The organism is Chitinophaga sancti (assembly GCF_034424315.1).
Lineage (GTDB): Bacteria > Bacteroidota > Bacteroidia > Chitinophagales > Chitinophagaceae > Chitinophaga > Chitinophaga sancti.
On sequence record NZ_CP139972.1, the window covers coordinates 129,739 to 143,088 of the forward strand.

The window sequence follows — 13,350 nt, forward strand, 5'->3', positions numbered from 1 at the left end:
TCCGTAATAAGTACAATCAATCAGTAATGGTCATGAAAAGATTGTTCAACGATTCCGTGTACAGCGGATGTGCAAAGATCATTTCTCTGAGTTGCTGTGCGGTCATACCGGCCATCATGGCAATTTGTAAAACGCTCATGATCTCACCGCCGTTATGACCAAGAATAGCAGCACCGAGAATTTTGCCACTGCCTTTTTCTACCACGGCTTTCATGAAACCATCGGTGTGTCCTGTTTCAATGGCGCGTGCTACTTTTGTCATATCCAGGCAAGCCACCTGTATCTCCAATCCTTTTTCGCGTGCATCCTTTTCCGTTAGTCCGATACGGCCTAGTTGCGGGTCAGTGAATACACAATAGGGAACGGGTCTGCCGCTGGTTGTTGCCTGCTCTTTGTGCAGCAGGTTTTTGAGCAGGATGAGGTGATCGTTGTAAGAGATATGTGTGAATGCAGGACCGCCTTTTACATCTCCAAGGGCATAGATGCCAGCTACGGAAGTTTCCAGTTGATCATTCACCGGGATGAAACCTTTTTCGTCGAGGGTAATGCCTGCATTTTCTACATGCAATTCCTTTGTCTGTGCTACGCGGCCGGAGGCAAGGAGCAGGTGAGAGCCGGTAATGGTTTTACTTTCTCCATGGGTATTGAGCACTACTCTGACCACATCGCCGTGGGCTTCAACCTGTTTGACAGTGGCACCGGTATGTACGGTAATACCAGCTCCTTCCATGATTTTTTTCATGGCGGCAGATACATCATCGTCTTCTCTCTTCAGCAAATTTGAGCGTTCAATAATGGTGACCTGCGTACCGAGGCGGCGGAATAGCTGGCCGAATTCCAGGCCAATGTAGCTACCACCTAAAACGATGAGGTGGGAGGGAAGTACCTGGAGATCGAGAACGGTCGTATTGGTAAGATAGGGTACCTGCGCAAGGCCGGGTAAATCCGGGATCTTAGGGGATGCCCCTGTATTGATGAATACCTGGCCGGCGCTAATGGTTTCTGTGTTGCCGGTACGGAGCTTAATATCTATGGTTTTTGGGCCGCTGAAACTGGCAGTGCCATAGAAGATGCTAAGCCCATCCGTTTTTTCCAGTCCTTTGGTAGCGCCGTCCCGGAAGGAACTGACAATCTCATTTTTCCTGGCCACGATCTTTTCAAAATCAACCTGGTAAGCGGGCACTGTAATCCCCCATTGCCTGCTATTGGCCACCGTATAGGCTACTTCGGCACAGGCAATCATTGCTTTTGTGGGAGTGCATCCATCGTTGATGCAGGTACCGCCAATCCATCGTTTTTCTATGATAGCTGTTTTCCAGCCTGCTTTTGCCAGTTTTTTTGCCAGGGGTACACCGCCCTGACCAGCACCAATGATGATCGCATCGAATTTTTGCATTCCCGGGTTTTTAGTAAGTAGGATCAATTAGGTTACCGTAGCACCTCGACACCTTTCCAGAAGGCGATGTAACCTTTTATATTGTTCGCAGCATCTTTCGGATCAGGATAGTACCAGGCTGCGTCTTTGTTTACTTTTCCATCCACCGTTATATCATAATAGGAGGCTTCTCCTTTCCATGGACAAATGGTATGGGTCTTACTTGGACTGAGCATTTCCTGTTTTACTGCTTCCGGGGGAAAGTAATGATTGTGTTCGACTACCACCGTTTTTTCGCTTTCTGCTATTACTTCCTTTTGCCAGATTGCTTTCATCGAGTTGTCGTTTAAGGTGTTATGAATTCGTGGACAAATTTTATACCAGTGGGATTATTCTTGTATCAAGGTCTGCGCGATTGAATGACTTCCTTATCTGAAATTAAAAATGGACATAGAAGGTAAGAAAAATAATTGAGAAATGACTTGCCTGGTTCAAACTATTTCCTTTACTTTGTACTTCAAAGTGAAAGCTTTGAAGGTAAATTGGCGCTGGCCGATTTTTTTAGCCCTATTAACTTTGAAATACAAAGTACTTTATTTTATGACAAACAAGCAGTATTTCCAAATGATGTTCCGGAACGCGCCCCTTTGGGTGGGCCTGATCGGGATACTTGTTTCCCTCGGATTTTATTTTGTTCCTGAATTGTTTCATGTTGAACAAACTGATTTTTTTGGCCTGTTCCTGACTAATTATGTATTTCTCCAGTTATATTTTGTCTTCCTCTGGGCATCCGGGAATTTTAAAAGGGGGAGAAAGGGCAGGAATACTTTTGCCATTTATACGACGCTTTGCCTGATCAGTTGTTTTTTGTTGAATAAGAGCGTGGGGATCTTTTCTGCTTCGGCAGGCTGGTGGGCGTTCATGCTGGCATTGTGTTGTATCAATCATATTGCGTATGGTTTTAAGGAGGTATTTCCGCCTGTGGTGAGGATGATCATGGCTTTTATACTGGGTATTGCAAGCTGTTGTTTTTTATACCTGGTTTTTTGTTTGTTGCCTGGTTACCTGTTTGGTGCCATTGGTGGCTTATTTTTCGGGATTGGCCTGCATGTTTTTATTCCTCTTTTATGTTTGATTTATAATATTAACCTGGCTTCAAAGTATGTATGGTTCAGGAAAAAGCAATTGTATGCTTACCTGGGCGGTATCGGGTTTGTAGTAGTGGTGATTGCCTTTTATATTGGGCTATGGTGTAATGCTGTTTCCTCCATCAACCGGGCGTATCTCATGCCGGATAATGAAGAGCTGCCAGGCTGGGAAAATGTGGCCCGTAAAACGACAGCAAATGCGATGGTGGAAAGAGTACTGAAGGCAAAGCTGGTATACCAGGTGTCAGATATTGCTGACATGGACCTTATTGATGGAATTTTTGATAGGCCCCGTCAGAGCACGTTCTTCGATGCAAGGCAATTGCACGACCCTTTGATCATGATCGCTTCTATGACAGGGATCTCTTACGTACCTGAAACAGAAGCCGCCAAAATACTCAGCGCAATGTTTGATTCCAGGCAGGAAACACAGGAACGCTTATGGAGCGGGGATCAGTTGTCTACCATCCAGGTGCATACCAATGCGGATATCTGGCCATCCTTACACATGGCTTATACAGAAAAGACACTCAATGTATATAGTGATGCGCCCAATGCAGGGAGCTGGAATAGCGAGGAGGCTATTTACAGATTTCATTTGCCGGAAGGAGGGGTGGTAACTTCATTATCTCTCTGGATCAATGGCCGGGAAGAAAAAGGCGTGCTGACAACAAAGGAGAAAGCCACAGAGGCGTATAAAACAGTGGTGGGCAGGGAAGCGCGTGACCCTGGTGTGGTACACTGGCAGGAAGGGAATACGGTGACTGTTCGGGTGTTCCCTGTTTCAGGACAGGAAAGCAGGCAGTTCAAAATCGGGATTACAGCACCATTGTTACAGGAAGGAACGCGACTTGTGTATCAGAACATCTGGTTCCAGGGACCGGATGCCGCGAATGCAAGGGAGGACGTTCATATTAATTTCCTGGAAAACCCGGTGGAGGTGGAATTACCTGGATTGTTCACCAGGACGCAAAATACATTTTCCAGTGTAGGGCCTTATGATGCGGACTGGCAGATCAGCTGTCTTGATCCGGGTGTGCACAGCAATTTGTTTAGTGCAAACGGGCAATCATATTTTGTGATGCCATATAAACCTGAAATGGGGGGCGCCTTTGTGAAAACTATTTATCTCGATATTAACCAGTCATGGACCTTGGCGGAATTCAAGGCGATTAAAAACCTGCGTATTCCAATGAAGGTATATGCGGAAAACGGTTGGCAGCCTGCTACCGATGAATTGTTTGAGAACCTGCAAAAAGACCGCTACAGTTTATTCCCTGTATATAAAGTAGCTGACCGTGAAACAGCGTTGGTGATCACGAAAGGGAATGTAATGTCTCCTAACCTGGATGATCTGTCTGAAAGTACCTTTTATAAAGAGTTGCAGCATTCTTTCGGAACTCCAGGTAAGTTATTATTGTTTAACCTGGGTGGCGAACTCTCTCCTTATATGCGAACATTGAAGGAATACCGCTTGTTCCGGTATGCAGAAGGAGATGTAAATGAGTTAGGCAAATTCATGTCATTAAAACAATTTCCTGCTGATATTGAGAACGATCACCGGGTAGTGATTGAACCCGCCGGTATAACGATCAATAAGGAAGAAAATGAGGGTCGGAGCAATGCGCCTGATCACCTGATGCGGTTGTTTGCTTACAACCATATTATGCAAAAAATGGGGCCGCAGAAAGTTTCAGATACTTCGTTGATTGCGGCGGCAAAGGAGTCTTACATCGTGACGCCTGTTTCCAGCCTGATTGTACTGGAAACACAAAAAGATTATGACCGTTTCAATATCCATGATGACATCAATAGTCTGAAGAATGCAGCCATACATGGCAAAGGTGCCGTACCGGAACCGCATGTATGGGCGCTGATCCTGATTGGCTTAGTTTGTATGCTTTGGTTTAAAAAGAAACGTGCTGCAGCGATATGAGGATCCTTATACCTATATACCTCGTCCTCTTTTTCGCAGGCCTGCAGCACTTCTTTGACTGGCAGTCTGCCGGCTTCCTCCTGGGGCTGGCAGCCCTGCCTTTCACAACAGCATTTGATGCAGCAAGGAAAGGGAGCCGCCGGTATTTTTATATGTCACTTTCGGCCTTTGTACTGTTTTTGTTGGTACCGGTACATACTTTCTTTTATTTAAGTCTGATTTGTGCAATGGCCTTTTGCCTGGAAGTATATGTAGGCAGAATGAATTTGCTGCCTATGCTGGTGCTGATCTGTATGTCACCGATCTTTGAGTGGTGGGCGGACCTGTTTACATTTCCCATTCGTTTACAGCTCACGTCCATTGCAGGGAATATGATCATGGGGGCCAAAGTAGAAGGGAATGTCATTAGTTGTAAGGGGCAGAATTTTTCTGTAGATCCGGCATGTATGGGTTTGCAGATGACGGTGACGGCGATGTTGTGTGGATTGATAATAATAGGGGGCTTACAGAAAAAGTATAGATTGTATCTATCGGGAGGAATGACCATTGCCTTATTGTGTGTGGCGTTTGGATTGAATGTGGTGGGTAACCTGATAAGGATCGTTTGCCTGGTGCAATTTGTGATCATGCCTGGCACGGTGATGCATGAGGTGATGGGATTGTTGTCTCTGGTCGTGTATGTATTATTGCCTTTTGGATTATTATGTCATTATGTAATAAGGCGCGTAGGAAAGGAACGTGTGATGGAAAAGAGGATCTACCGGATCGTGCCGACTGGTCCTTTATTGTTGAGAAATGGGATACTACTGGTCTGTATGAGTTGTGCGTGCTATATCAATCTGCGGCCCCGGCAGGTGGTAGCGCATGCCTTACCCTTAAAAGCTAAAGGTTATGCTGTGAAGCATTTACCGGATAATGTGACGCAATTATATAATAAGGAAGCCCTGGTGTATGTGAAGTATATTCCTTCTTATTATCATTCGGAACATCATCCTATGCTCTGCTGGAAGGGGAGTGGTTATACCTTTGAAAAAGTGCGTGAACAAGTCTGGAATGGACAGGCGTTGTATAGCGCGGAATTGGTGAATGGTGATTCGATTTTGCATACAGCATGGTGGTATGCGAACGGGCAGCATCAATATATTAGCCAGTTGGCCTGGCGCTGGGACGCAATGAAGAATGGACAACAATATTCTTTGGTAAATGTAACGGCAAAGGACGAGGCGACCCTGAGAAAGGTAATCAGGACACTTAATAATTAAGATTTGTTTTTTAAAAAATTACTTACCTTACTATGAATATTATCGCCACGTATGAATTTGCATTTGCTGACTGATGATCTCTTGCTCCGGCTATTGCAGGCTTCTGACGAACATGCATTCCGGGAACTATACCAGCGTTATTGGAAGAAACTATTCACCACCGCCTGTTACAAATTAAAGAGTAAAGAAGCTGCGGAGGAGATCGTACAAAATATCTTTGTGAGTTTGTGGGAGAAGAGGGCCACATTACAAATTGACAACCTGGAAAACTATTTATTTATAGCTGTAAAATATAAGGTGATCAATTACGTGGAGTCACTGATGGTAAGGCAGGCCGGCCAAAAGCAGCTGGCGGGCAATACCACGGACGAATCTACGGAAGCAACGATCATGATCAATGATCTGCATGCTGCAATACAGCAAGCGTTGACACAGTTGCCGGCGAAGACGAGGGAGGTATTTACCATGAGTCGTTTTGAGAAGTGTTCAGTAAGAGAGATCGCCAGGCATATGAATTTGACAGAGAAGGCGGTGGAGTATCATATAACACAGAGTTTGAAATTGTTGAGGGTGAGTTTGAAGGATTATATGGTAGTGGGTGTACCTTTGATCATAACATTACTTAAATAATTATTTGCTGCATTTCTCCGCTAATGGCGGAATAGCGCACCCAAAAAGGCTTCTACCGAAAGTGGAAGCCTTTTTTTTGCCCCTTCCAAATTTTTTTTTAAAAACTTTTAGGGGTTTTCATTGCTGAGCGGACTTTAATATTATAACTGCTATTCATGAACCGAACCGAATTCCGTCTTTTCCTGAAACGTTACGCGGAGAACAAATGTACTCCGGAGGAAATGACCCTGATAGACCACTGGTATGAACTGATCGGCGATGACGAACTGCTCGTGTCGATGCAGGACTATGAATGGCAGGCAACAGAAGATCGCCTTTGGCAAAAGATCAGCGCGGGTACACAGCCTAAAAGATCAAACATGATCAAATGGCGCTGGGCCGCGGGTATCGCCGCTGCCATCTCCGGTATCATCCTCGCGGGGATATTATTTACCCGGGCAGACAGCGATCCATACTATGCTGCCGCAGGCAACACCAAAGAATATAAAGAGATCAGGAATGACAGCAAAGCTAATCAACAGGTACGACTGGAAGATGGTACGACTGTCAACCTATATCCCGGTGCGGCAATGAAATATCCGCATCACTTTCACACCACAAAGAGAGAAGTATACCTGAAGGGAAAAGCATTTTTCGACGTAGGAAAGGATGCCAACCGCCCTTTTTATGTATACAGCAACCGCCTCGTTACGCACGTACTGGGAACCAGTTTTACGATACAGCCAGCCCCCGCCACAGGGCAGGTGGAAGTATCCGTGCGTAGCGGCAAGGTGGAGGTGTATGAACAAACCGCTACCCCTGAAAAACACATCGCAGGAGGGGTGATCCTTACGCCCAATCAAAGGGTACTATACCGCCAGAAAGAAAACTCCTTCCAGACGACCCTGGTGGAGAAGCCAGAACCGGTAGTACCGGTGGCCGAGATGCCGGCCATGCAGTTCAGCGATGATGCACTGCGCACAGTTGTCAATGCACTGGGTAATTATTACGGGGTGGAGATTGTCGTTGAAAATGACAGTCTGTACAATTGCCCTTTTACCGGCGCACTCACACAGCATGATCTGTATACCAGGCTGGATGTGGTATGCCAGACGATAGGGGCTACTTATGAAATAATAGGAACAAGAATTCTGATACGGGGCAAAGGATGTAAGTAAGAGTTTAGCTTAAAGAAGAAGTTTTAGAACAGCGCACAATGAAAGAGCCGGAGAGCATGATATACCCGGATAATTATCACTGATACAATTGACACGTTATGATCACCAAACAACTTTCCGGGTGAACAGGGAGGAGTATGTAGGGAAGGATCACCTGCGCGCGCACAGGAATCACCCGCATATTTCATCTCAGCAAACAGGCACCTACTGCTATAGGCTCCTGTTGCATCAAAACATCGTACCCGTCCGAAGCAGGATAATGCATTAAGTTATCCATGCTACCCGGATCCCGGTGCGCTACAACTGCCATCTACCGCATAAAAAAAGCCAGCAATGCTGCTACATTACCGGCTTTTACTCCTTATGCAGGAAGGATTTTACCGCCAAACCATTTTTTAACGATCAAATCCACGTAAAAATATGAAAAATAAGCAACTTGTTGCTTTAATGTTGCTCGCAATGAAAGTAACTGCTGTGCAAATCGCGCTATCTGTCATCCTGATGTATTCGGTTTATGCTTCGCCTTCAAAGGCGCAGACCATGCTGGACAAAAAAGTCACGCTCAATGCCGATAAAAAGGAACTTAAAAAAATCATTGCCGACATCCAGGGTCAAACCGGTGTCCGCTTTATATTCAGTGCAAGCGCTATCGGAACTGAACGCATCATTAGCTTTAATGTCAAAGACCAGAAATTGAGTGTCTTCCTCCAGCAAATATTCCTTCCCCTTCACATTGGCTACAAGGTTGTAGAAGATCAGCTGCTCCTTTACAATACCGACAATACCCCTGCCGACAAGGAAGGGTACATTTCCGGTACGGTAAAGAGTAACAAGGGGGAGTTCTTACCCGGCGTCACCATTCAGCTTAAAAATATCAATGCTTCCGCATTGACGGATGGCGCCGGTCGTTTCGAACTGAAAAAGGTTCCTGCGGGCACTTATACCATGAGCATCTCTTCTGTGGGGTTTATCGGTAAGGAACAACCCGTGACTGTGTCCGAAGGCCCTGTAAACCTCGCCATCGAACTCACAGAAGACGTACTGCAACTCTCCGGCGTAGTAGTTACCGGTGGTAATCCGAAAAAGAAGATCGAGTCCAGTGTAGCGATCACCACCGTGAGCAATAAAGATATTGAAACAAGAGCGCCACTCAATGCCACCGACCTGCTGAAAGCTATTCCCGGTCTGACAGTAGAAAGCACTGGTGGCGATGGCCCGGGCAATGTATGGGTACGCGGCTTTCCGCAACAGGGTGGTTACATCTTCCTGGGTATTATGGAAGATGGATTGCCCGTGGTACCTACCGGTTTTAACTCTATTCCTTCTGCAGACCAATACTATAAAACTGACCTGACCATCAAAGGCGTGGAAGCAATCAGGGGTGGCAATGCCGCGATTTTACTGAGCAATACACCTGGTGCTGTCGTGAACAACCTGAGCTATACAGGTGGCGATCGTCAGTACGGTAAAGTGAAAGTAACTTCCGGTATGTCTCAATCCCTGTATCGTGTAGACTTCAATACCGGCGGCCACCTCAGCGATAATGTCAAGTATAATATCGGGGGTTTCTATCGCACTGACAAAGGCGTGGTGCCTCCTTCCTATACTGCTAACCAGGGTGGACAGATCAAAGGTAATATGACCTTCGATTTTAAAAACAGGAATGGGTTTATCCGCGTATATGGTAAATACCTGAACGATAAAGTACAATGGATGCTGCCTTCTTACTACGCATATGATGGTAGTGGTAAACCTAAGCCACTTAACGGGTATGATCTCTTTTCACAATCTATGGCAACGCCTGATACCAAATGGAGTTATACTGATGCAGGTGGCACTTTACACAACTATGATATGGCTGATGGTATTCATACCAAACTCGGTTCCGGTGGCTTCCAATTCAACTATACTACAGACAATGGCTGGACCATTAATAACAATTTCCGTTATCAGTCTGCAAGCACTGCATATACTGTAGGGATCCCGGTTGGCGCTTCCCAGTGGAATGGTACTTCTACCTACTACCATTCAGATGGAAAGGCTGCGGCAATGAAAGCAGGTGATTACATCGTGAGCACCTATGCTATTGGTCAGCAAAATAAGGATAAGCAGATTATAGATTATCTCGATTTTAAAAAGAAAATCAATAAACATTCCCTTACATTGGGTGCGGGCTTGTACCAGTTCAATGTAAACAACGGACCTAATTACAATTTCTTCTTCTTCCAGGAAATGAAAGAGCATGGCCGCCGCCTGCTGAGCAGTCCTTCAGGTGATGGTATGATCGCGTTGTCCGTAGCTTCACTGATCGGCAATACAAGAACCCTGTCAGCCTATGCAACAGATGAGATCACACTAAATGACAGGTGGAGACTGGATGTAGGTTTCAGACTTGATAATGATAATATTGATGGCAAACGTCCTTACTATGGAAAGGATGCTTCCGGTAATCCTGATCCTACTGTGGCTGCAAGCACTACTATCGCTGGCTACACGGCCTATACACAAAGCAATACCAACTGGGCGGCATCCCTGGGTATGAACTATAAGATCAGTAATGCGCTGGCAATGTTCGCACGTGCAACGAGGGCGTATAATGCACCGAATATCTCAGATTATAATGCAACCCAGTTTGATCCGGCTGCTATTAAGAAACGCCCGGTTTACTTAGGAGAAGTAGGCGTGAAATATGCAGAAGGTCCGCTGTCGCTCTTTGCATCTGCAAGTTATTCAGCGATCAAAAATGTATCGCTCACGATTGCAGTGCCCACCGCATCGGCAGGTTTACAGAGCCTCCTGTCATTCGGTTCTACCCGTACTTACAGTGCGGAGTATGAAATCTCTTACAGGCCTGTTAAGAACCTCGGCTTCCGTCTGACTGGTACACTGCAGGATTCAAGATATACGGATTACAAAGCATCCACCAATACCAACTCCGCTGTACTGGCAGAAATGGGTGATACGACCTATAGTTTTACCGGTAAGAAAACAGAGCGTGTGCCAGCATTGAATACGGAGTTGTCAGTAACCTATGACCTGAAAGGCTTTAACCTGAACCTGTCTGCAAACTATATTGGCAGCCGTTTTACAGCACCATCAGATAGTTACAAACTGCCGGCTTATGTAACCATGAGAGCGGGTGCAGGTTATGATATCTCAAAGAAAATAAATGTTCGCGTGTGGGCAGATAACCTGCTGAATACAAGAACCCTTACTGAAGGAGATGTGAGAGGTGACCAGTTCAGAAACTTTAGTACCGTTACAAAAGGTAGTGCCATGGCAGGAAGAACGATTTTGCCACGTAGCTTCTGGGCTTCTCTTTCCTATGAGTTTTAATATACCTCAAAATACACAACATGAAAAAAATCGGAAGTATTGTAGCATGTATGGCATGGGCTCAGATTACTTTTGCCCAGGTAGATTATACGGCGCAGGCAAAAGCGCTGGTTTCAAAAATGACATTGGAAGAGAAAGCCGCATTGTGTTCCGGGCGTGATTTCTGGAGTACAAAACCGAATGAGAAAGCGGGTATTCCTTCGGTGTTTATGACGGATGGTCCGCATGGATTGCGCAAGGCGGTGGGCACGGATTTTACGAATTCAGTACCTGCTACCTGTTTTCCAACGGCGGCAGGCCTGGCTTCCGGCTGGAACCCTGAATTGTTAACCAGGATGGGCGTAGCCCTGGGTGAGGAATGCCAGGCGAATAACGTACAGTTCTTATTAGGGCCGGGTGTGAATATGAAACGCTCGCCACTGGGAGGAAGGAACTTTGAGTATTTTTCGGAAGACCCGGTACTGGCAGGTAAGATGGCCGCAGCTTTGATCAATGGTGTACAAAGCCAGGGTGTTGGAACTTCGCTGAAACACTTTGCAGCAAATAACCAGGAGTTCGAACGATTGACGAATAATTCGGAGCTGGATGAGCGCACCCTGCATGAGATCTATTTACCTGCATTTGAGCTGGCAGTAAAGGAAGCCCAACCCTGGACGGTGATGTGTTCTTACAATAAACTGAATGGTACCTACGCATCGCAAAATGCGTTATTGCTGGATACGATCTTGAGACAGCAATGGGGATTTAAAGGTTTTGTAGTGAGTGACTGGGGTGCGGTGAATGACAGGGTGGAAGGCGTAAAAGCAGGATTGAATTTGGAGATGCCGGGAAATGGAGGGCTAAATGATCATGCCATCATTGCAGCGGTGAATAATGGCACCTTATCAGTTGCAAGACTGGATGAGTTGGTGACTCAGACGCTGGCTCTGTTTTTACAAACAAGTGCATTGCATAAGGAAGGCGCCACTTATGATAAAACTGCGCATCATGCACTGGCAAGGGAAGTAAGCAGTGAGTGTATTGTGTTGTTGAAGAATCAAAATGTATTGCCGCTGGCAAAGGGAAAGAAGGTAGCACTGATCGGTGGTTTTGCAAAGACGCCCCGTTACCAGGGAGCAGGTAGTTCGCAGGTGAACCCAACGCAGGTAGACAATGTGTATGCAGTGATGGGCAATGTTGCTTATGCAGCGGGGTATACAGCAGATGCCACGACGAACGATGAGCTGATTGCTGAAGCGCAGCAGACGGCAAAGAACAGTGATGTGGCAGTGGTGTTTGTGGGCCTGCCGGATTCATATGAGAGTGAGGGCTTTGACCGGACGAGTATTGATATGCCTGCGGCGTTCAACCGCCTGGTTGAAAGTGTGGCAAAGGTGCAACCGAATACCGTGGTGGTACTGATGAATGGAGGTGCGGTAAGTATGCCCTGGACAGATAAAGTAAAAGGGATCGTGGAAGCATGGTTAGGTGGCCAGGCAGGCAGTGGTGCGATAGCGGATGTATTGACGGGAAAGGTGAATCCTTCCGGTAAATTGTCCGAATCATTTGCAGTACGACTGGAAGATACGCCTGCTTATTTCAACTTCCCGGGAAAGAATGGGAATACTTTGTATGGCGAGGGCATTTTTATCGGGTACAGGTATTATGATAAGAAAAAGGTGAAACCTTTGTTTCCATTCGGCTATGGTTTGAGTTATACCACCTTTGCATATACAGGTATATCGGCAGATAAGACAAGTGTGAATGATAATGATGCGGTAACGGTGCATGTGAAAGTGAAGAATACGGGCAGGGTAGCAGGGAAGGAAGTGGTGCAGTTGTACGTGCAGGATATGGGAACAACGGTGATCCGGCCGGAGAAGGAGTTGAAGCATTTTGCGAAGGTGTTGTTGCAGCCGGGAGAGGAAAAGACAGTAGATTTTGTATTAGGTTATCGTGACTATGCTTATTATAATGAGCAGGTACATGACTGGCAAACGACTACAGGGAAATACAATATACTGGCAGGAGGTTCTTCGGCAGATCTGCCGCTGCACCAGGAGCTGGATGTAACAGCGACGCATATGTTATATCCGCCGCTAACGAGGAATTCTTTATTGAAGGATTTTGCGAATCATCCGAAAGGGAAGGCAGTATATGCAAAGTTAATGGAAGGAATGGGAACCATGTTTGGAGGAGGAGAAAGTAAGGAGCCGCTTACGCCTGCGCAGGTGGAAGCGAAGAAGAAGATGCAGGCGATGATGGTGGCGATCCTGAATGAAATGCCTGTAAGTAAGTTGGTAACGATGGGGGGTGGTAAGTTTACAGAAGAAATGCTGGATGCGATGTTGAAACAGGTACAATAGTAAGGGAATTTACTTATGGCAGAGGGCGGTGATCTGATATTTCGGGTCACCGCTTTTTTATTTCTGAAAATATTTTTCATGCCCGTTGGTGAATTTCCTCTTTCATGAATTTTCTATTGCCATGCATGGGCGGCTGTATTAGAAACTGCTCCCATGGCCTC

Annotated in this window: 8 protein-coding genes; 6 read left to right on the top strand and 2 right to left on the bottom strand. The window is 46.0% G+C overall.

Translation table 11 applies throughout. The features are described 5' to 3' along the window. Positions 1-16: 16 nt before the first annotated feature. The gene (locus U0033_RS00480; protein ID WP_072357257.1) at positions 17-1,396 is read right to left on the bottom strand and encodes a mercuric reductase; all 1,380 of its coding nucleotides are present in this window, start codon (positions 1,394-1,396) and stop codon (positions 17-19) included. Between the two features lie 32 nt (positions 1,397-1,428). After that, the gene (locus tag U0033_RS00485) at positions 1,429-1,710 is read right to left on the bottom strand and encodes a DUF427 domain-containing protein (protein ID WP_072357258.1); all 282 of its coding nucleotides are present in this window, start codon (positions 1,708-1,710) and stop codon (positions 1,429-1,431) included. 265 nt (positions 1,711-1,975) lie between these two features. Between U0033_RS00485 and U0033_RS00490 the strand changes: the two genes are divergently transcribed. The 6 genes from U0033_RS00490 (at position 1,976) to U0033_RS00515 (ending at position 13,189) form a co-directional block, all read left to right on the top strand. Beyond that, positions 1,976-4,459: an XrtN system VIT domain-containing protein gene (locus U0033_RS00490; RefSeq protein ID WP_177318536.1), complete on the top strand. Its 2,484-nt coding sequence runs from the start codon at positions 1,976-1,978 to the stop codon at positions 4,457-4,459. Next, positions 4,456-5,721 (top strand): exosortase N, encoded by a 1,266-nt coding sequence (xrtN, locus tag U0033_RS00495; RefSeq protein ID WP_072357260.1) that lies wholly within the window; start codon positions 4,456-4,458, stop codon positions 5,719-5,721. Before U0033_RS00490 ends, xrtN begins: the two co-directional genes overlap by 4 nt. A gap of 51 nt (positions 5,722-5,772) precedes the next feature. After that, on the top strand, positions 5,773-6,351 hold the full coding sequence (locus tag U0033_RS00500) for an RNA polymerase sigma-70 factor (RefSeq protein WP_072357261.1): 579 nt from the start codon (positions 5,773-5,775) through the stop codon (positions 6,349-6,351). 155 nt (positions 6,352-6,506) lie between these two features. Continuing rightward, complete coding sequence (locus tag U0033_RS00505) at positions 6,507-7,508, top strand: FecR family protein (RefSeq protein WP_072357262.1); 1,002 nt, start codon at positions 6,507-6,509, stop codon at positions 7,506-7,508. 420 nt (positions 7,509-7,928) lie between these two features. Continuing rightward, on the top strand, positions 7,929-10,844 hold the full coding sequence (locus U0033_RS00510) for a TonB-dependent receptor (RefSeq protein ID WP_072357263.1): 2,916 nt from the start codon (positions 7,929-7,931) through the stop codon (positions 10,842-10,844). A 20-nt stretch (positions 10,845-10,864) separates the two neighbouring features. Further along, entirely contained in the window at positions 10,865-13,189 is a 2,325-nt protein-coding gene (locus tag U0033_RS00515; protein WP_218163984.1) for a glycoside hydrolase family 3 C-terminal domain-containing protein, read from the top strand. The last annotated feature ends 161 nt before the right edge of the window (positions 13,190-13,350 follow it).